The following is a 20,328-nucleotide window of genomic DNA, read 5'->3' on the forward strand; positions in this document are numbered from 1 at the left end:
GGGCCGTCCATGCCGAAAGGGCCGACCGGACCACGCGAGGTGGTACCGGCCGGCCCCGGGGTGCACGGCGGTGGGGGGACGTCAGTCGCGCACGACCTCGGCGGTGTCGGTGTCGCCGGGGGCGGGCTGCTCCAGGCGGCCGTCGAGGGTGGCGACGAGGCCGGTGACCTGGCGGGCGATGTCGGGGGCGGTGAGCCCGATCTCCGCCATGATCTCCTTGCGGGAGGCGTGGTCGAGGAAGCGCGGCGGGATGCCGAAGTCGCGCAGCGGCAGGTCGACACCGGCGTCGCGCAGGGCCTGGGCGACCGCCGAGCCGACGCCGCCGACGCGGCCGTTGTCCTCGACGGTGACGACGACGCGGTGCTCGGCGGCGAGGGCGGGCAGCGCCTCGTCGACGGGCTTGACCCAGCGGGGGTCGACGACGGTGGCGGAGATGCCCTGCTTGTCGAGGAGGTCGGCGATCTCCAGGCACATGGGGGCGAGGGCGCCGACGGAGACGAGCAGGACGTCCGGCCGCACGACGTCCTCGGCGGGCCGGCGCAGCACGTCCATGCCGCCGATGCGGCCGACGGCCTCGACGGCCGGGCCGACGGTGCCCTTGGAGTAGCGCACGACGGTGGGGGCGTCCTCGACCTCGACGGCCTCGCGGAGCTGGGCGCGCAGCTGGTCGGCGTCGCGCGGGGCGGCGATCCGCAGGCCGGGGACGACCTGCAGGATCGACATGTCCCACATGCCGTTGTGGGAGGCGCCGTCGTCGCCGGTGACGCCGGCGCGGTCCAGGACGAAGGTGACGCCGCAGTTGTGCAGGGCGACGTCCATCAGGACCTGGTCGAAGGCGCGGTTGAGGAAGGTGGCGTAGACGGCGAAGACCGGGTGCAGGCCGCCGGTGGCCAGGCCGGCCGCGGAGGTGGCGGCGTGCTGCTCGGCGATGCCGACGTCGTAGACGCGGTCGGGGAACTCCTGGGCGAACCTGCCCAGGCCGACGGGCTGCATCATGGCGGCGGTGATGGCGACGATGTCGGCGCGCTCGTGGCCGAGCTTGACCATCTCGTCCGCGAAGACCGAGGTCCAGCTGGCGCCGCCGGAGGCGACGGGCAGGCCGGTGTCGGGGTGGATGGCCCCGATGCCGTGGAAGCGGTCGGCCTCGTGCTGCTCGGCGTGCTTGTAGCCGCGGCCCTTCTGGGTGAGGCAGTGCACGAGGACGGGGCCGTTGAAGCGCTTGGCGCGCTGCAGGGCCGACTCCAGGGCCTGGATGTCGTGGCCGTCGATGGGGCCGACGTACTTCAGGCCCAGGTCCTCGAACATGCCCTGGGGGGCGATGAAGTCCTTCAGGCCCTTCTTGGCGCCGTGCAGCGTCTCGTAGAGGGGCTTGCCGACGACGGGGGTGCGCTCCAGGAGGTCCTTGCCGCGGGCGAGGAAGCGCTCGTAGCCGTCGGTGGTGCGCAGGGTGGCCAGGTGGTTGGCGAGGCCGCCGATGGTGGGCGCGTAGGAGCGCTCGTTGTCGTTGACGACGATGACGAGCGGGCGGTCCTTGGCGACGGCGATGTTGTTGAGCGCCTCCCAGGCCATGCCGCCGGTCAGGGCGCCGTCGCCGATGACGGCGACGACGTGGTCCTTGCGGCCGAGCACCTGGTTGGCCTTGGCCAGGCCGTCGGCCCAGCCCAGCACGGTGGAGGCGTGGCTGTTCTCGATGACGTCGTGCTCGGACTCGGCCCGCGAGGGGTAGCCGGACAGGCCGCCCTTGCCGCGCAGCTTGGAGAAGTCCTGGCGGCCGGTGAGCAGCTTGTGGACGTAGGCCTGGTGGCCGGTGTCGAAGAGGACCTTGTCCCGCGGCGAGTCGAAGACCCGGTGCATGGCGATGGTGAGCTCCACCACGCCGAGGTTGGGACCGAGGTGACCGCCGGTCTTGGAGACCGCCTCGACCAGGAAGGAGCGGATCTCCGCGGCCAGCCGGTCGAGCTGCTCCGGGCTCAGCCGGTCCAGGTCGCGTGGTTCCCTGATGCGGGTCAGCAGGGCCACCCGTGCCTCCTTCATCGAGCTGTCGGCTTGTAGAAGCTTGCGAAAGAAGCCTGAAGCTTCTAGATCCGTCGAGTCTAATGTTCCGCTCCCGGTGCCGGTGAACGGGTGATGGGAGGTATGTCACGCAATCGGCGTAGGAGTCGGCACCGGGGCGCTCGATAGCAAGCCTTTGCCATCGGGTCAGTTGTTTCTTGGGAACGGATGTCGTTACGTTCGAGCCATGCCACCGCCTACCGAGGTGGCACTTTTCCGGCGCGGAATTTGTCATGCTCGCGACATTTTCTTGATCCGTTCTCGCGGCCTTTCCACGCCGTCGCCCGCACCCCAGGGCACCCCACACCCCCCGATGGAGGGCTTTCCGTGCACAAGAAGAGATCCTTCCGCACCAGCCGGCCCCACGGCCGGGCCACCACGGCACTCCTCTCCCTCGCGGCACTGGTCACCGGCGGCCTCATCGCCGCCTCCCCCGGTGCCGCCGCGACCCCCGCGACATCGGCATCGCAGGCCACCGCCTCCTCGACCGTCCCCACCCAGCGCCTGTGCGCCCGGCCCACGACCGCCGGCCGGATGGCCTGCCTGGCCCTGGCGCGCACCGACGTCGCCCACCACCTGGGCCTCAGCGCGAACGCCGCACCCTCCGGCTACGGCCCCGCCGACCTGCGCAGCGCCTACGCCCTGCCGGCCGGCGCCGGCACCGGCGCGACGGTGGCGATCATCGACGCGTACGACGACCCCAACGCCGAGGCGGACCTCGCGACGTACCGCCAGCAGTACGGCCTGCCCGCCTGCACCACCGCGAACGGCTGCTTCCGCAAGGTCGACCAGAACGGCGGGACGAACTACCCCACCGCCGACTCCGGCTGGGCCGGCGAGATATCCCTCGACGTGGACATGGTCAGCGCCGTCTGCCCGCAGTGCCGCATCCTGCTGGTCGAGGCGAACAGCGCCACCATGGAGGACCTGGGCGCGGCCGTGAACCGCGCCGTCGCCATGGGCGCCAAGTACGTCTCGAACAGCTACGGCGGCGGCGAGGACGCGACGGACCCCACGTCCGACTCCGCCTACTTCGACCACCCGGGCGTCGCGATCACCGTCAGCTCCGGGGACAGCGGCTACGGCGTGGAGTACCCGGCCGCCTCCCGCTTCGTCACCGCCGTCGGCGGCACCACCCTGAGCCGCGCCGGCAACAGCCGCGGCTGGAGCGAGTCCGTATGGGGCTCCGGCGCGGGCGGCCAGGGCGCGGGCTCCGGCTGCTCCGCCTACGACGCCAAGCCCTCCTGGCAGCAGGACGGCGGCTGCGCCAAGCGCACCGTCGCCGACGTCTCGGCCGTCGCCGATCCGGCCACCGGCCTGGCCGTCTACGACAGCTACCAGAACGGCGGGTGGAACGTGTACGGCGGCACCAGCGCCTCCGCACCGATCGTCGCGGCCGTCTACGCCCTGGCCGGCACCCCCGCCGCGGGCAGCTACCCGGCCTCGTACCCCTACGCCTACCCCGCGGCGCTCAACGACGTGACCTCCGGCGCCAACGGCAGCTGCTCCCCGTCCTACCTGTGCACCGCCGGGTCCGGGTACGACGGCCCCACCGGGCTCGGCACGCCCAACGGCACGGCCGCCTTCGCCCCCGGCACCACCGGCGGCAACACCGTCACGGTGACCAACCCGGGCAACCAGACCTCGGCCGCCGGCACCGCCGTCTCCCTCGCGATCAAGGCGACCGACTCCGACACGTCCCAGACGCTGACCTACAGCGCCACCGGGCTGCCCGCCGGGCTCGCCATCAACGCCTCCAGCGGCGTCATTAGCGGCACCCCCACCACGCCGGGCACCTCGGCCGTCACCGTCACCGCCCAGGACGGCACCAGGGCGAGCGGCAGCGCGTCCTTCACCTGGACCGTCACCGGCACCGGCGGCGGCTGCACCCCCGCCCAGCTGCTGGGCAACCCCGGCTTCGAGACCGGCACCGCGAGCCCGTGGACCGCGACCTCCGGCGTGATCGACAACGGCTCCTCCCAGCCCGCGCACTCCGGTTCCTGGAAGGCCTGGCTCGACGGCTACGGCAGCAGCCACACCGACACCCTCGCGCAGGCCGTGACGATCCCGGCCGGCTGCCACGCCAGGCTGAGCTTCTGGCTGCACATCGACACCAAGGAGAGCGGCAGCACCGCCTACGACAAGCTGACCCTCCAGGCCGACTCGACCACCCTGGCCTCGTGGCCCAACGCGAACAGCGCCTCCGGCTACGTCCAGAAGTCCTTCGACCTGTCCTCCTTCGCGGGGCGGACGGTGACGCTGAAGTTCACCGGGACCGAGGACTCCTCCTTGGCCACCGACTTCGTCGTCGACGACGCGGCGCTCGACGTGAGCTGAGCACCGGCGGCACGAGAAGGGGCCCGGACCGCACGGCGGTCCGGGCCCCTTTCCCTTTCCAGCGACCCGCTTCCAGAGACCCGCCGGACAGGCCCCGGCCAGGGCGTGTCCGGCGGATCATGCAGCGCCCCGCCAGGGGCGCGGGGAACTGCGCGACAAGCCATGACGCGCCCGCAGACGGAATGCCGTGCGGTACCCGGGCCGCCCGGGGTGGCGCGTCGGCTGCGGGCCGGCAGTGGCCGATCGCGCAGTTCCCCGCGCCCCTACGGGGCACCGTGGTGCCCCGTAACGAAGATCCGCCGGACAGGCTCCGCTAGGCGCGGCCGGCGGTCTTCTGCGTCTTGCGGGAGACCGAGTCGATCACGACGGCGGCGAGCAGCACCGCACCGGTGATCATGTACTGCACGGCCGAGGCGATGCCCAGCAGCGCCATCCCCGAGGCGATGGACTGGATCACGAGCACGCCCAGCAGCGCCGACCAGGTCCTGCCCCGGCCGCCGAAGAGGCTGGTGCCGCCGATGACGGCCGCGGCGATGGCGTTCATGAGCAGGCTGCCGGCGCCGGAGGACTGGTTGGCGGCGTTGATCTGGGAGGCCAGGAACATGCCGCCGAGCGCCGCCATCGTGCCCGAGAGCGCGAAGACCGAGATCCGTACCGCCGCGACGTTGATGCCGGCCCGGCGGGCCGCCTCCACGCTGCCGCCCAGGGCGAAGACCTTGCGCCCGTAGGACGTGCGGCGCAGCACCAGGTCGAGGGCGACCACGACGCCGAGGAAGATCACCACGGCCAGCGGCAGGCCCTTGTACTGGTTGAAGAGCCAGGCCACCACGAAGGCCGGCACCGCCAGGGCCGCGGTGCGCAGGGCCACCTCGCTCAGCGGGCGGCTGGGCACCCCGGCGGCTTCCCGCCGTTTGCTGTCGCGCAGGGAAGCGAGGAAGAAGACCACCACGCCGAGCGTGGCCAGGCCGTAGGCGGCGGAGACGTCGGCGAAGTAGTGGTTGGTCAGCGCGGCGACCAGCCCGGAGTCGTCGAGGTTGATGGTGCCGTTGGAGCCGAGCACCTGGAGCATCAGCCCGTTCCAGCCGAGCAGGCCGGCGAGGGTGACGACGAAGGCGGGTACGCCGATGCGGGCGAAGAAGAAGCCGTGCAGCGCGCCGATGAGGGTGCCGGAGAGCACCGCCGCGACCAGGGCGAGCCATTCGGGCACGCCGTGGTTCACGTTGAGCACGGCGAGGACGGCGGCGGCCAGGCCGCTGACGGAGCCCACCGACAGGTCGATCTCGCCGAGGATCAGGACGAAGACGATGCCGACGGCGATCAGGCCGGTGCCGGCGGCGGTGACGAAGAGGTTGGAGAGGTTCTCGGCCCCGAGGAAGGCGGAGTCCCGCAGCTGGAAGACCAGCGCGATGATCGCCAGCCCGACGACCACGGGCAGCGAGCCGAGCTCGCCGCTGCGCAGCTTGCGGCGGAATTCGCTCCAGTAACCGGCGAATCCCTCCTCGCGGACCAGCAGCCGGGGGTCGACGGCGGTGACGGCGTCCCCGGCGGCGGGCGGGGTGTCGCGGGGCTCCTCGGGGGCGCCGGCGTCCTTGGCGAGGTCGGCGGTCATCGGCCGACCTCCTCTCCCGCGCCGTCGGCGAGACGGGCCCGGCGACGGGTCACGGCGTTGTCGGTGGCTCCGGTGATGGCGGAGATGATCTCTTCCTGGGTGGTCGTGGCCACGTCGAAGGTGCCGTTGTTGCGGCCGAGGCGCAGCACCGCGACCCGGTCGGCGACGGCCTTGACGTCGGCCATGTTGTGGCTGATGAGGATCACTCCCAGGCCGCGCTCGCGCAGCCGCTCGACGAGGTCGAGGACCTGCGCGGTCTGCTCGACGCCGAGGGCGGCCGTGGGCTCGTCGAGGATGACGATCTTGGGCTCGCCCAGCAGCGACCGGGCGATGGCCACGGTCTGCCGCTGGCCGCCGGAGAGGGAGGCGATGGGGATGCGGACGCTGGGGATGCGGATGGAGAGAGTGGCGAGCAGCTCCCGGGCGCGGCGCTCCATCTCGACCTCGTCGAGCACTCCGGCGCGGGTGATCTCGCGGCCGAGGAAGAGGTTGCCGACGACGTCGAGGTTGTCGCAGAGCGCGAGGTCCTGGTAGACGGTCGCGATGCCGAGCTCCTGGGCGGCGTGCGGCCGGTCGACGGTGACCGGCCGGCCCTCCCACTCGATGGCGCCCTCGTCGGCGGGGCCGACTCCGGCGATGGTCTTGACGAGCGTGGACTTGCCGGCGCCGTTGTCGCCGACGAGGGCGACCACCTCGCCGGCATGGATCTCCAGTTCTACGTCGGTGAGGGCCTGGACGGCGCCGAACCGCTTGGAGATTCCGCGCAACGCCAGCACGGGCGTAGCGGACATGTGCGTCATCCCCTTACTTCAGTCCGGCCGCGTCGCACTGCGCCTTGTACTTCTCGGTGCAGATCTCGTCCTTGGTGAAGAAGCCCTCCTGGCCCACGTACTTGGCGATGTCGGCCTTGGTCAGGGAGAAGGGGGTCACGATGACGGCGGGGACCTTCTTCTGGGTGCCGCTGTCGACGGTGGACTTGGCGACGGAGGCGGCGTCCTTGCCGCGGGCGAGGGCGACGGCCAGCTCGGCGGCGGCGTCGGCCTCGGGCTTGTAGGGCTTGTAGACGCTCATGAACTGTTCACCCGTCAGGATGCGCTGGACGGCGGCGAGCTCGGCGTCCTGGCCGGTGACGGGCGGGAGGGTGTCGAAGCCGGCGCTGTGCAGGGCGGTGATGATGCCGCCGGCCATGCCGTCGTTGGCGGAGTAGACGCCGACGATGTTGTCCTTGCCGAGCGCGGAGATCGCGCCCTTCATGTTCTCGTTGGCGTTCTCCGGCTTCCACTCCTTGGTGTCGTACTCCTTGCCGATCTTCACCTTCCCGTCGAGCACGGAGTGGGCGCCGTCCTTGTACATCTTGGCGTTGGGGTCGGTGATCGAGCCGTTCATCATCACGATCTGGCCCTTGCCGGCGTTGTCGCCGAGCGCCTGGAGCAGGGCCTCGCCCTGGATCTTCCCGACGCGCTCGTTGTCGACGGAGGTGTATCCCTTGATCGGGCCCTCGGCGAGGCGGTCGTAGGCGACGACCGGAATGCCCTTGTCGCTCGCCTTCTTCACCGAGCTCGCTATCGACTTCGCGTCCACCGCGTCGATGATCAGCGCGTCGACCTTTTTGGTGATCATGGTGTCGACCTGCTGCTGCTGGACGGAGGCGTCCTGCTTGGCATTGTCGTAAAGAATGACGGCGTCCGAGCCGGCGAGTTCCTTGATCTTCTTTTCGATCAGCGGCCGGTCGAAGCGCTCGTACCGTGCGGTCTGATTCTCCGGCAGCAGCAGGCCGATGGTCATCGGGCCTTTCTTGTCCGCCTTCTTCCCACCGCCACCGGCTTCCTTGGCGCTGCCGCAGGCGGCCATTCCCAGGGCCAAGGACACGGTGGCGGCGGCGACGGCCGCGCGACGCAGGTGTGCGTTCACTTGCAGATACCTCCCTGACGAGGCCGCGTCGTTGCGGCCGAGGTGGCTGGAAGTCAACTCGGACGCCAAAGAAGCGTCAAGAAGTAAATCCTTAACGAGATGGCAACGATGCCATTCGTTATCTGCGTGAACTCAACAGGCGCGCGGTCCGGGTGGGGATCCTGCTCAGGCCGACTGCGGCGCCTGCGCGGGAGGAGTGTCGTCCAAAAGGGAGGAGTCGCCCATTTCGCTGAGCACGAGCGCCAGCGCCCCGAGCACCTCGGCGCGCCCGCCCAGGGCCCCGGGGACGACCTCCACCTGCCGGGCGGCGCTGGGGATCGCGTACCGCGAGACCGACTCGCGGATGGGCGCGAGCACCAGCTCGCCCGCCTCGGCGAGGTCGCCGCCGAGGACGACCCGGCGGGGATTGAGCAGATTGCACAGGTTCGCCACGCCGCTGCCGATGTGCCGCCCGACGTCGGCGATCACCCGGCGGCAGCCGGGATCGCCGTCCTTGGCGAGCTCGACCACCCGCGGCACGGTCAGGTCGGGCCCGTGGGCCGAATGGAGCAGCGGCAGGATGTAGCGGGCGGCGGCAAAGGTCTCCAGGCAGCCGCGGTTGCCGCAGCGGCACACCGGCCCGGACTCGTCGAGGGTGATGTGGCCGATCTCCCCGGCGGTGCCGCCCGGGCCCCGGTAGATCTGCCCGTTGATCACCAGCCCTGCGCCCACGCCGCTGGCCACCTTGATGTACGCCAGGTCGCTCGCGCCGCGGCCCGCGCCCCACACCAGCTCGCCCAGCGCGCCGAGGTTGGCGTCGTTGTCGACGTGGACGGGGACGCCGAGCCGCGCGCTGAGGTCGTCGCGGGGGTTGGTGCCGGCCCAGCCCGGCAGGATCGCGGTCGAGCCCAGCACTCCGGACTCCACGTCGATGGGACCGGGGACGCCCAGCCCCACTCCGATGATCTTGGACGGGTCGATGCCGGCCTTGGTCATCAGCAGCCGGACCAGGTGCTCGGCCCGGGCCAGGCCCGCTTCGGCGGAGGCGTCCACGTCCAGCGGCTCGGCGTCCTCGGCCAGCACCCGGTGGGCGAGGTTGCCGATGGCCACCCTCAGGTGGGTGTGGCCGAAGTCGACGCCGACCACGATGCCGGCGTCGCCCGCCAGCGAGACGCTGCGGGCCCGCCGGCCGCCGGAGGAGGTCGGGGTGACCTCGACCGTGCCGCCGTCCTTGAGCTCGCGGACGATGTTGGAGACCGTTGCGGCCGACAGCCCGGTGGTCCGGGCGATCTCCGCCTGGGTCAGCGAGCCCGCCATCCGTACGGCCCGGACCACCCGCTCCAGGTTGGCCCGGTGCAGCGACGACTGCGACCCCGGAGTCTCCACGCCCATCCACTCCCGCCTCGCCGGGGCCGGCACGACCGCCGCCCCCGGGGCCGGGCTACGGCTCTGGAGCCCGGCCATCCCTACAACATGTGAACTCTAAGCTCAGCCGCCGGGCGCTCAACCCGTCAAGGGCTTGACGTCACAGCGTAAGGGCTGGGCCACGCCCCGGCCATGCCGGGGGGCGGCCCGGGGACATGGCCCACCGCCGGGGATCACTTCAGCGCACCAGCCGTCAGCCCCGCCTGCACCTGCCGCTGAAAGACGATGTAGGCCGCGAGGACCGGCAGCATCGCCATGACCAGGCCCGCGAAGAGCCCTGACCAGTCGCCCTTGTACCCCTGGCTGACCGCCAGCGCGACCAGGCCCTGGGGCAGCAGTTTCATCCGGTCGTCGCCGACGTTGAGCACGGTGGGCAGCAGGTACTGGTTCCACTGGCCGAGGAAGTTGAAGATCCCGACACTGATCAGTCCGGGCTTGGCCATCGGCAGCATGACCTGGAAGAAGGTCCGGGTGTGCGAGGCCCCGTCGATCATCGCCGCCTCGGCCACGGACGTCGGCAGGGTCCGGAAGAAGCCGCTGAGGAAGAAGATCGTGAACGGCAGCGAATAGGCGATGTAGACCAGGATCAGCCCGGGATAGGTGTTCAGCAGCTGCAGGTTCTTCATGACGAAGAACAGCGGCACCAGCGCCAGGATGACGGGAAAGCTCATCCCGCCGACGAAGAGGAAATAGACGAAACGGTTTCCCGGGAAGGTGAACCGGGCCAGCACATAGGCCGCCATCGAGCCGAGCAGCATCGTCCCGAAGAGCGAACCGGCCACCACGATCAGCGAATTGAGGAAGTATTCGCCCATGTGCGCCTCGGACCACGCCCGGCCCCAGGCGTCGACGTGCAGGCCGCCCGGCAGCGACCAGGGCGAGGTGAAGATCTCCTTGTCCGTCTTGAAGGCGCTCATCACCGCCCACAGCAGCGGCATGGTCACCATCAGCGCCCACAGCAGCAGCACGCCGTGCGAGAAGACGTTCAGCACGCCGCCCTCGCCGTCGCCGCGACGGCGCCCGCGCCCGGTCCCCCGCTTGTCCGCCGGCTCCCCGGCCCCGTTGGTGGTGACGGCCATCAGTACTCCAGCCTTTCGCGCCGGCCGAGCTTGAGGACGATGCCCGCGAAGAGGAGGGTGACGATGAGCAGCGCGACGCCGAGCGTGGTCGCGTAGCCGGCCTGCCCGTCGCGGAACGCCTTGGTGTACAGGTAGAAGGAGAGGACCTCGGTGGAGTAGTCCGGTCCGCCGGGCCCGATGGTCATGATCTGGACGACGGCGAAGGAGTCCAGGGCCATGATGCCCATGTAGACCCAGCCCGTCTGCACGGTGTCCCACAGCAGGGGCAGGGTGATGCGGAAGAAGGTCTGCAGGCGGTTCGCGCCGTCCAGCAGCGCGGCCTCGTAGAAGTCCCGGGGAATGGCGCTCATGCCGGCCGAGAACAGCACCACGTAGAAGCCGACGTTGCTCCAGACCATCACCACCATCACGCACCACAGCGCGAGGTCCGGATCGCCCAGCCATTCCGGGCGCACGGAGTCGAGGCCGACGGCGCCGAGGAAGGAGTTCAGGGCGCCGCTGTTGGGGTTGTAGGCGAACTGGAAGAGCAGGGCGACGATGGCGATCGAGAGGACCTGCGGGAAGAAGTAGACGATTTTGTAGACGTTCGAGCCGCGCACGCCGGCGATCGCCGCGTTCCTCCTGCGGCGGCCGCCGACGTTGAGCATGAAGGCGAAGAACAACCCCAGCCCGAGCGTCACCAGCGGCAGCACCAGCAGCAGCACGACGTTGTGCCCGACGGCCGTCCAGAAGATGTCGTCGTTCCACAGCCGCCGGTAGTTCTCCAGCCCGGTCACCGTGAAGTCGGGGCTGAGGCCCGTCCAGTCCGTGAAGGAGTAGTAGATGGCCTGGAGGAAGGGCGACACGACGAAGACGCCGTAGATCGCGAGCGGCAGGGCGAGGAACCCCGCGATGAAGCGGTACTTACCGTGCTGCATGGCTGCCGCCGCTCACTTGTGCCGGTACTTCTTGACGGAGCTGTCCTTCGCGGTGTCGTCGGCGAAGCGCTGGATCTTGACGATGGCCTCGTCGGGGGTGAGCCGGCCGGCCATCATCTCGCCGAGGGCCGCCACCCCGATCTTCTCCTTCTGCAGGGCGACGTACCAGTCCTGGATGCGGGGGTTGACGACGTTCTTGCCGGCCTTGGCCAGGGCCTCCTGCGAGGAGGCGAGGCCGGGCGGCAGGGTGAGGCCGTCGGTGCCGCCGTTGAAGGAGGTCAGGGAGGAGACGGACTTGATGAAGTTCTGCGAGGACTGCCTGCCCAGCATCATGCGCAGCAGTTCCATGCCTCCTTGCGGGTTCTTCGCGTTCTTCGGCACGATGAACGGCTCGCCGCCGGAGGCCCAGATGGTGCCGAACGGCATCTTGTCGCTCTTGTCGAGGCCCGACGGCGCGCCGACGGCCATCCGGAAGTCCTCGGGCGTCGTCTTCTGCGACTCGTGCTCCACCCAGGACCCGTTGGGAATGAACAGGGCCTTGCCCTGGTTCCAGGCGGTCTGCGACTCGATGTGGGTCAGGCCCGGGGAGCCCTGGAGGATGTACCCCTTCTTGTACAGCTCGTAGTACGCCTCGAAGGCCGCCTTGACCGCCGGGTCCTTCCAGGCGTTCGGCTCGAGGTTGTCGATGCGGTTCAGCACCTCCACGCCGCCGATCTTCGCGATGAAGGGGTAGAGGCTGAAGGGGATGTAATAGGGGTACTTCCCGGCGTACGTCCAGCCGGCGATGCCCTTCTTCTTCGCCGCCTCGCAGACCTTGAGCATCTCGTCCCAGGTCTCGGGGTACTGCGCGTCGAGCTTGGCGAGGTTGGTCTTCGAATACCAGACGCCGTAGACGGTGTAGGCGTAGTAGAGGATCCACGTCTCGTCGCCGTCGAATTGGCCCATTTCCACGACGCCGGGGCGCAGGGTGTCGCGGACCTTCTTCGACGGGTCGTCGTAGGAGGGCGCGTCCAGCAGGGCATTGAGGTCGGTGAGCTGCTTCTTGGCGACCAGGGTGCCGCTGTCCATCTGTTTGGCACCGGAGTTGTCGATGAGGTCCGGCGGGGTGCCGCCGTTGAAGCGGGGCTGGAGCTGGGTCTGGATCTCCTGGGTGGCGGAGTGCTTCACCTGGGCCTGGGGAAAGGCCTTCTTGTACTCGGCCTCGGCGTCCTTGGCGTACTGCTGCCCGAACCCGCCGTCGAAGATGACGACTTCCAGCGGTGCGGACTCGTTGACGGCGAGCGGATTGCGCGCGCTCTTGTGCCCTTTGTCGACCTGGTTGCCGCTTCCGCTGTCACCGCTGGCACAGGCGGTCAGCAGGCTCACGGTGGGCACCGCGACGATTCCCAGGGCCGCGGCCCTGCGAATGAGGTCGCGCCGGCTGAATGCGGGGGTGTCTCCCATGCTCAAGTCCTCGCCTTCTTGGCGACTCGGGCGGTGCAGCGGTCTCCCTTGCGCATCTCGCCACCGCCGAAGGGCCGGACACCGCGGATCGGTTGAAGCCTGGTGCTGAGTACTGGGTGCTGGGTGCTGGGTGTGCGCCGGGGAATCCCCCGCGGCGCTTCCGCCCGCCGCTCTCCCCCGGGGTCCGCGGGGCGGCCGATACGCCGCCCCGGACTGTTCGACAGGTATAGTCCACTCCGATCAACTGGGCAAGATCGTAAGCATCTTCGACCGTGAGTCTTTCCCGAGTTGAGACCTCTCTCCGGGCTTTCCCGACCCTTGACACCTCTGGCCCCTCACGCCCTACTGGTCTCTGCGCGAGATGACTGACAACGTTGTCCGACGGCGGAGAGGCATGGGATGCCCCACAGACCCCGCAGACGCAACCGGCACCACGGAACCACCCGCCCCCTCGCTCTGCTCATCACCGCGGTGGTGGCGATGACGTCCCTTCAGGCACTTCCCGCAATGGCGGCCGAGCACACCGCCACCGAACGCTTCGCCTCCTCCTTCGAGCCCGGCGACCCGCAACCCGACTGGCTCGACACCGTCGAGACCGGCCCGGACGGCCGCCGGCGCGCCTCCGGCGTGAACGGCGACGACGCGCACGGCATACCGGGCAACGTCACCGACAAGGTCGTGGCGGTCCGGGCCAGCGGTGAGAACACCGAGGCCGGTGAGGTGAAGGAGAACCTCGTCGACGGCGAGCCCACGACCAAGTGGCTGGCCTTCCAGCCCACTGCCTGGCTGGAGTTCGACCTCAGCGAGCCCGTCGCTGCCGTCCGCTACGCCCTGACCTCCGCCAACGACGCCCCCGGCCGCGACCCGCGCGCCTGGACGCTCGCCGGATCCGACGACGGCCGGAGCTGGACCACGCTGGACTCGCGCCGCGACGAGACCTTCGAAAAGCGGCTGCAGACGCGGGAGTTCGCTGTCACCGGCGGCTCGCCCGGGCGCAACGGCTCCTCCGGCCCCGGCGGATCCTCCGGGCGCAACGGCTCCCCCGGGCGCGACGGCTCGCCCGGCCCCGGCGGCTCCCCCGGCCCCGGCGGGGGCGGCCATCCGTACCGCCACTACCGCCTGGAGATCACCCGCAACGGCGGCGAGCCCCTCACCCAGCTCGCCGAGGTGCAGCTGGCCACCGACGCCGCGGGCACGCCGCCGCCCGCCGACATGCGCACCCGCCCCGACCGGGGCCCCACCGGCTCCCCCACGGCCAAGGCCCGGGCCGGCTTCACCGGCACCCACGCCCTGCGCTACGGGGGCACCCACCTGGCCACCGGGCGCGCCTACTCGTACAACCGCGTCTTCGCCGTGCACACCAAGGTCACGGCGCGCACCGTGCTGTCGTACAAGATCTTCCCGGCCATGCCGGAGGCCGACGCCCGCTACCCGGCCACGCACGTCGCCGTCGACCTCGCCTTCAGCGACGGCACGTATCTCAGCGACCTCGGCGCCGTCGACCGGCACGGCGCCCCGCTGACCCCGCAGGGCCAGGCGGCCTCCAAGACGCTCTACCCCAACCAGTGGAACAACAAGGAGGCGCACATCGGTGCCGTCGCCGCCGGCAGGACCGTCGAGCGCATCCTGCTCGCGTACGACGCGCCGACCGGCCCCGCGACGTTCCGCGGCTGGGTGGACGACATCGTGCTCGCCCCCGCCCCCGCCGAGCGGCCCCCGGCCCACCCGGCGGACTGGGCCCTCACCACGCGCGGCACCAACTCCGGCCCCAACTTCTCCCGCGGCAACACCTTTCCAGCCACTGCCGTGCCCCACGGCTTCAACTTCTGGACCCCGGTCACCAACGCCGGTTCCACCGACTGGCTCTACCAGTACGCCGCGGCCAACAACGCCGACAACCTGCCGGCGATCCAGGCGTTCAGCGCAAGCCACGAACCCAGCCCCTGGATGGGCGACCGGCAGACCTTCCAGGTCATGCCCTCGGCCGCCGCGGGCACGCCACCCGCCGGCCGCGCGGCCAGGGCCCTGCCCTTCCGCCACGAGCGCGAGAGCGCCCGCCCCCACCACTACGGCGTGACCTTCGAGAACGGTCTGAAGGCGGACATCGCCCCCACCGACCACGCGGCGATCATGCGCTTCACCTTCCCCGGCGACGACGCGTCCGTCCTGCTGGACAACGTGCGCAACCAGGGCGGGCTGACCCTCGACCCCGCCCACGCCTCCTTCGGCGGCTGGTCGGATGTCCGCAGCGGCCTGTCGACGGGCGCCGGCCGGCTCTTCGTGTACGGCGTCTTCGACGCGCCCGTCACGGCGAGCGGCATGCTGCGCGGCGACGCGGGCGACGGCGTCACCGGCTACCTGCGCTTCGCCCCCGGCCGGGACCGCACCGTGACGCTGCGCATCGCCACCTCCCTCATCGGCCTCGACCAGGCGAAGGCCAACCTCCACCAGGAGATACCCGCCGGGAGCGCCGGCAGCGCCTTCGCCGCCGTCCGCGACCGGGCCCGCGCCGCCTGGGACGCAATTCTCGGCCGCGTCGAGGTCGAGGGCGCCACCCGCGACCAGCTCACCACCCTCTACTCCAGCCTCTACCGCCTGTACCTGTATCCCAACTCCGGCTCCGAGAACACCGGCACCCCCGCCCGCCCCCGCCCGCGCTACGCCAGCCCCTTCTCCCCGCCGGCCGGCGAGGCCACCCCGACGCGCACCGGCGCGAAGGTCGTCGACGGGCAGGTCTACGTCAACAACGGCTTCTGGGACACCTACCGCACCACCTGGCCCGCCTACTCCCTGCTCACCCCGCGCCGGGCCGGGCAGCTCGCCGACGGCTTCGTCCAGCAGTACAAGGACGGCGGCTGGATCTCCCGCTGGTCCTCCCCCGGCTACGCCGACCTGATGACCGGCACCAGCTCGGACGTCGCCTTCGCCGACCTCGCCGTCAAGGGCGTGCCCTTCGACGCGGAGGCGGCGTACGAGGCGGCCCTGAAGAACGCCACCGTCCTCCCCGCCGACCCCGGCACCGGCCGCAAGGGCATGGACACCTCCCCCTTCCTCGGCTGGACGAGCACCCGCACCCGCGAAGGCCTGTCCTGGGCCCTGGAGGGCTGCCTCAACGACTTCGGCATCGGACGCATGGCACAGGCCCTGTACGCGCGCACGCACAAGGAGCGCTACCGCGAGGAAGCGGAGTACTTCCTCGGGCGGGCACGGAACTACGTCCACCTCTTCGACAAGCGCATCGGCTTCTTCCAGGGCCGCGACGCCTCCGGCGCCTGGCGGCTCGCGCCCGACGCGTACGACCCCCGCGTGTGGGGCCACGACTACACCGAGAGCAACGGCTGGAACTTCGCCTTCGCCGTCCCCCACGACACGCGGGGCCTGGCGAACCTGTACGGCGGCCGCGCCGCCCTCGCCGTCAAACTCGACGCCTACTTCGCCACCCCCGAGACCGGCGCGCCGGAGTTCGCCGGCTCCTACGGCGGCGTCATCCACGAGATGACCGAGGCCCGGGACGTCCGCATGGGCATGTACGGCCACAACAACCAGGTGCCGCACCACATCGCGTACCTCTACGACGCGGCCGGTCAGCCGTGGAAGACGCAGGAGAAGGTCCGCGAGGTCCTCACCCGGCTCTACCTCGGCAGCGAAATCGGCCAGGGGTATCCGGGAGACGAGGACAACGGGGAGATGTCGGCCTGGTACGTCTTCGGCGCGCTGGGCTTCCACCCGCTGGTGACGGGCCAGGGCGAGTACGCGATCGGGGCACCGCTGTTCACGAAGGCCACCGTCCGCATGGACAACGGCCGCACCCTCGTCGTCCGCGCCCCGCACAACAGCGCCCGCAACCTCTACGTGCAGGGCCTGCGCGTCAACGGCCGCCCCTGGAACTCCACGGCCCTGCCGCATTCCCTCCTGGCCGCGGGTGCCGTCCTGGACTTCACCATGGGCCCGCGCCCGTCCCGCTGGGCAACGGGCCCGGACGCGGGCCCGACGTCCCTGACCCGGGGGAACGAACCCCCGGCGCCACCGGTGGACGTCACGGTGCCGGACGGCTCGGCACTGACGGACAACACGTCACTGACGGACGCGTCGTTCACTGCGGCCGATGTCACGGTGCGGGAGGGGTCGCAGGTCACGTCGTACACCCTGACGTCGTCGGACCGGACGAAGGCCCCACGGGGGTGGGTACTGGAGGGCTCGCCGGACGGCAGGACGTGGACGGAGGTCGACCACCGCACGGCGGAGCCCTTCACGTGGGACCACCAGACGCGCGTCTTCGCCCTGCGCACGCCGGCAACGTACCGCCACTACCGCCTGCTGCCGGAGGGCGGGGCACCGGCGCGGCTGGCGGAGGTTGAGCTGCTGGGGCGGCCGGGAGCAATGTGACGCAAAAGCTGTTTGCGGACCCTTGGGGGTATGAAAAGATCACCACATCGGGTGAGAGCCACGCTTTCAGCGACTTAAACCCCTATTTGTCTTTCGATTCTGATGGAGTCCATGTGACCCACACTTCGGGCCGTAAGCGCGGTCGTGTCATGTCGCGTGTCGTGACCGCCGCCATTGCCGTCGCCCTCATGGGCACGGCCGCCGGCACCGCCGTCGCCGCCCCGGCGACCACCGCCCCGGCCGGCACGGCCGCCAAGGCCACCGCCAAGGCGGGCACCGCCAAGCCCAAGGCCGCGCCCCGCAAGGGCATCGCCGCGCCGCAGGGCATCCTCTCGGGCAGCAACCCGTCCTTCTCGCTGCTCGCGGTCGACGACCTCGGCCTCCTCTGGGACTACGAGCCCAACGGACGGGGCAACTTCGAGGACCGCTCGCTCTCCGGCAGCAACTGGGACGGCGTCTCCGCCGCCATCCAGGTCGACACCGACCGGGACGGCCGCACCGACGGGCAGTACCTCCGCGGCTTCGACGGCAAGCTGCTCTTCTACCCGGGCGGCGATGCGCCGAAGCAGGCCATCGGCCCCGGCTGGAACATCTACGACCGCATGCTCTCCCCGGGTGACCTGGGCGGGGCCTCCCCGTCCGACATCCTGGCCCGGGACAAGTCCGGCGTGCTGTGGCTCTACCTGGCCCGCCCGGACAACACCCTGAGCGACCGCATCCGTGTCGGCGGCGGCTGGGACCAGTACACCGACATCGCGGGCCGGGGCGACCTCAACGGCGACGGCCTGAACGACATCGTCGCCAAGGACCGCAGCGGCAACCTGTGGTTCTACAAGGGCACCGGCAACACGAACGACCCGTTCGAGAGCCGGGTCAAGGTCGGCGGCGGCTGGGACATCTACAACACCCTGGTCGGTACGGGCGACGTGGACCACGACGGCCGCAGCGACCTGCTCGCCCGCGACAAGTCCGGCGTCCTGTGGCTGTACTCCGGCAACGGCAACCAGAGCGACCCCTTCAACAACCGCACCAAGATCGGCGGCGGCTGGAACGAGTTCCGCCTGATGTTCTGACCGGTCTGCTCGGCAGGCTTTCAGAAAACGCCCATGAGCCGCGCCCCCACTCCGGGGCGCGGCTCTCGCGCATGCGCAGCGCCTCATTACTGTTGTCGCGTCCCTTCCGCCTCCTCAGGAGCATCAGTGGTCCACACCTCCAGCCGTAAGAGCGGTCGCTCCCTTACGCGCCTCACCGTCGCGGCGATAGCTGCGGCTCTTGCCACCGCGGCGGCGGGCACTGCCGTCGCCGATCCCCGCCCGATCGTTGAACCCACCCCCGAAGCACCCGTTTACAAGCTGTTCGGGGCCGACGGAGCGGGGAATCTCTACTCCTACAAGCCCAACGGCAGCGGCAACTTCGAGGACGCCACCTACGTCACCTTCGGGTGGCAGGACATCACCGCCGCACTGCAGGTCGACCACGACCGCAACGGCGTCTCCGACGGGCTCTACACCCGCGAGAAGGACGGTTCGCTCTGGTACAACGGTGACCTCGGCGAGAAGCGCATCGGCGGCGGCTGGGACATCTACGACCGCCTGCTGTCCGTCGGTGACGTCGGCGGTGCCGGCGAGTCCGACATCCTGGCCCGGGACAAGGCCGGCGTGCTGTGGCTCTACCTGGCGCACCCGGACGGCACGCTCGGCGACCGCATCCGTGTCGGCGGCGGCTGGGACATGTTCACCGACATCGTCGGCAAGGGCGACCTGAACGGCGACGGCAAGGCCGACATGGTGGCGAAGGACCGCAACGGTGACCTGTGGTTCTACAAGGGCACCGGCAACACGAACGACCCCTTCGCCAGTCGTGTGAAGGTGGGCGGCGGCTGGAATACGTACAACACGCTCGTCGGCACCGGTGACGTCGACGGTGACGGGCGCAGCGATCTGCTGGCGCGCGACAAGGCCGGCGTGCTGTGGCTGTACCACGGCAACGGGAACCAGACCGACCCCTTCGACAACCGCACGAAGATCGGCGGCGGCTGGGACCAGTACGTCACGATGTTCTGACCGGCAGCGCCGGAACACCGTCCGGCGCGCTCACAGGGCCGCGTCCCCGCGCAGGGGGCGTGGCCCTGTTTCGGTGTCACAGGCCCATGCGATGATCTAGACGAAATCGCGACAGACTACGACTGTTTCGCGTCATTTTTGTCTTTCAGGAGCACTACGTGGCCCACACCTCCGGCCGTAAGGGCGGACGCGCCCTCTCGCGTCTCACTGTCGCGGCGATAGCCGCGGCTCTCACGGGCGTCCTGGCGGGCACCGCCCAGGCAGCCCCCTCGCCGGACTACCGTCCGACGCCCGCCGCACCGCTCTTCCCGCTGTACGCGACGAAGTCGACCGGTGAGGTCTTCGTCTACGGGCCCGACGGCCAGGGCGGCTTCGGGGACCGTGAGCGGGTCGCCGACGCCGACTCGCGGGACGTCACCGCCCTGGTGAACGTCGACCACGCCCAGAACGGGTACTACGACAGCGCCTACTTCCGCTCGCCCGACGGCACGATGCACTACGTTCCCGCCGCCAAGAGCGACACGGACGACCCCGAGCCCGTCCGGATCGGCAGCGGCTGGAACATCTACGACCGCCTCCTGTCCCCCGGCAACCTCGGCGGTACCAAGGAGGCCGACCTCCTCGCCCGGGACAAGTCGGGCGTGCTCTGGCTCTACCTGGCGCGCACCGACGGCACGCTCGGCGACCGCATCCGCGTCGGCGGCGGCTGGGACACCTACACCGACATCGTCGGCAAGGGCGACCTCAACGGCGACGGCAAAGCCGACATGCTCGCCCGCGACCGCAACGGCGACCTGTGGTTCTACAAGGGCACCGGCAACACGAACGACCCCTTCGCCAGCCGCGTCAAGGTCGGCGGCGGATGGAACATCTTCGACAAGCTCGTCGCCACCGGTGACGTGAACCTGGACGGCCGCAGCGACCTGCTCGCCCGCGACAAGGCCGGCGTGCTGTGGCTGTACAAGGGCAACGGCAAGCAGACCGACCCCTTCGAGAGCCGCGTGAAGATCGGGCCCGGCTGGGGCCAGTACAACGACCTGTTCTGATCCCGGTCCGATCCCGGTACCGACGGACGGAACGCCTGGGCCGCACTCCTGACGGGGTGTGGCCCTCCGTCTTGTCGGACC

General features: G+C 70.5%; 13 protein-coding genes. 5 read left to right on the top strand and 8 right to left on the bottom strand.

Translation table 11 applies throughout. The features are described from left to right. Nucleotides 1-81: 81 nt before the first annotated feature. Nucleotides 82-2,019: a 1-deoxy-D-xylulose-5-phosphate synthase gene (dxs, locus tag ABD361_RS05995; RefSeq protein ID WP_344433698.1), complete on the bottom strand. Its 1,938-nt coding sequence runs from the start codon at nucleotides 2,017-2,019 to the stop codon at nucleotides 82-84. A gap of 360 nt (nucleotides 2,020-2,379) precedes the next feature. Between dxs and ABD361_RS06000 the strand changes: the two genes are divergently transcribed. Beyond that, a complete protein-coding gene (locus ABD361_RS06000; protein WP_344433699.1) occupies nucleotides 2,380-4,389 on the top strand; it encodes a putative Ig domain-containing protein in 2,010 nt (669 codons plus the stop codon). Nucleotides 4,390-4,702: 313 nt separating this feature from the next. On the opposite strand, the gene ABD361_RS06005 is transcribed toward ABD361_RS06000, so the two are convergent. From ABD361_RS06005 to ngcE, 7 genes are all read right to left on the bottom strand, one after another. Continuing rightward, complete coding sequence (locus tag ABD361_RS06005; protein WP_344433700.1) at nucleotides 4,703-5,998, bottom strand: sugar ABC transporter permease; 1,296 nt, start codon at nucleotides 5,996-5,998, stop codon at nucleotides 4,703-4,705. Then, nucleotides 5,995-6,798 (bottom strand): ATP-binding cassette domain-containing protein, encoded by an 804-nt coding sequence (locus tag ABD361_RS06010; RefSeq protein WP_344433701.1) that lies wholly within the window; start codon nucleotides 6,796-6,798, stop codon nucleotides 5,995-5,997. The genes ABD361_RS06005 and ABD361_RS06010 overlap by 4 nt, the downstream gene beginning before the upstream one ends. A gap of 4 nt (nucleotides 6,799-6,802) precedes the next feature. After that, the gene (locus tag ABD361_RS06015) at nucleotides 6,803-7,909 is read right to left on the bottom strand and encodes a substrate-binding domain-containing protein (protein ID WP_344433702.1); all 1,107 of its coding nucleotides are present in this window, start codon (nucleotides 7,907-7,909) and stop codon (nucleotides 6,803-6,805) included. 165 nt (nucleotides 7,910-8,074) lie between these two features. Further along, on the bottom strand, nucleotides 8,075-9,274 hold the full coding sequence (locus ABD361_RS06020) for an ROK family transcriptional regulator (protein WP_344433703.1): 1,200 nt from the start codon (nucleotides 9,272-9,274) through the stop codon (nucleotides 8,075-8,077). 212 nt (nucleotides 9,275-9,486) lie between these two features. Further along, nucleotides 9,487-10,392, bottom strand: a complete 906-nt coding sequence (locus ABD361_RS06025) for a carbohydrate ABC transporter permease (protein WP_344433705.1) — start codon at nucleotides 10,390-10,392, stop codon at nucleotides 9,487-9,489. After that, nucleotides 10,392-11,309, bottom strand: a complete 918-nt coding sequence (locus tag ABD361_RS06030; RefSeq protein WP_344433706.1) for a carbohydrate ABC transporter permease — start codon at nucleotides 11,307-11,309, stop codon at nucleotides 10,392-10,394. The genes ABD361_RS06025 and ABD361_RS06030 overlap by 1 nt, the downstream gene beginning before the upstream one ends. Before the next feature lie 12 nt (nucleotides 11,310-11,321). Then, nucleotides 11,322-12,752, bottom strand: coding sequence for an N-acetylglucosamine/diacetylchitobiose ABC transporter substrate-binding protein (gene ngcE, locus ABD361_RS06035; protein WP_344433707.1), 1,431 nt, complete (start codon nucleotides 12,750-12,752; stop codon nucleotides 11,322-11,324). A gap of 399 nt (nucleotides 12,753-13,151) precedes the next feature. Between ngcE and ABD361_RS06040 the strand changes: the two genes are divergently transcribed. From ABD361_RS06040 to ABD361_RS06055, 4 genes are all read left to right on the top strand, one after another. Then, on the top strand, nucleotides 13,152-17,138 hold the full coding sequence (locus ABD361_RS06040; protein ID WP_425583156.1) for a GH92 family glycosyl hydrolase: 3,987 nt from the start codon (nucleotides 13,152-13,154) through the stop codon (nucleotides 17,136-17,138). 149 nt (nucleotides 17,139-17,287) lie between these two features. Then, nucleotides 17,288-18,211: an FG-GAP repeat domain-containing protein gene (locus ABD361_RS06045; RefSeq protein WP_344433708.1), complete on the top strand. Its 924-nt coding sequence runs from the start codon at nucleotides 17,288-17,290 to the stop codon at nucleotides 18,209-18,211. A 126-nt stretch (nucleotides 18,212-18,337) separates the two neighbouring features. Continuing rightward, on the top strand, nucleotides 18,338-19,201 hold the full coding sequence (locus ABD361_RS06050; protein WP_344433709.1) for an FG-GAP repeat domain-containing protein: 864 nt from the start codon (nucleotides 18,338-18,340) through the stop codon (nucleotides 19,199-19,201). A gap of 158 nt (nucleotides 19,202-19,359) precedes the next feature. Then, nucleotides 19,360-20,247, top strand: a complete 888-nt coding sequence (locus ABD361_RS06055; protein ID WP_344433710.1) for an FG-GAP-like repeat-containing protein — start codon at nucleotides 19,360-19,362, stop codon at nucleotides 20,245-20,247. The last annotated feature ends 81 nt before the right edge of the window (nucleotides 20,248-20,328 follow it).

Origin of the sequence: Streptomyces luteosporeus (genome assembly GCF_039532865.1) — a bacterium.
GTDB lineage: Bacteria > Actinomycetota > Actinomycetes > Streptomycetales > Streptomycetaceae > Streptomyces > Streptomyces luteosporeus.

Bases quoted from the DNA above. Each gene is read 5' to 3' on its own strand.
- ABD361_RS06005 (WP_344433700.1), bottom strand. From the start codon at position 5,998: ATGACCGCCGACCTCGCCAAGGACGCCGGCGCCCCCGAGGAGCCCCGC.
- ABD361_RS06010 (WP_344433701.1), bottom strand. From the start codon at position 6,798: ATGACGCACATGTCCGCTACGCCCGTGCTGGCGTTGCGCGGAATCTCC.
- ABD361_RS06025 (WP_344433705.1), bottom strand. From the start codon at position 10,392: ATGGCCGTCACCACCAACGGGGCCGGGGAGCCGGCGGACAAGCGGGGG.
- ABD361_RS06030 (WP_344433706.1), bottom strand. From the start codon at position 11,309: ATGCAGCACGGTAAGTACCGCTTCATCGCGGGGTTCCTCGCCCTGCCG.
- ngcE (WP_344433707.1), bottom strand. From the start codon at position 12,752: ATGGGAGACACCCCCGCATTCAGCCGGCGCGACCTCATTCGCAGGGCC.
- ABD361_RS06040 (WP_425583156.1), top strand. From the start codon at position 13,152: ATGCCCCACAGACCCCGCAGACGCAACCGGCACCACGGAACCACCCGC.
- ABD361_RS06045 (WP_344433708.1), top strand. From the start codon at position 17,288: ATGTCGCGTGTCGTGACCGCCGCCATTGCCGTCGCCCTCATGGGCACG.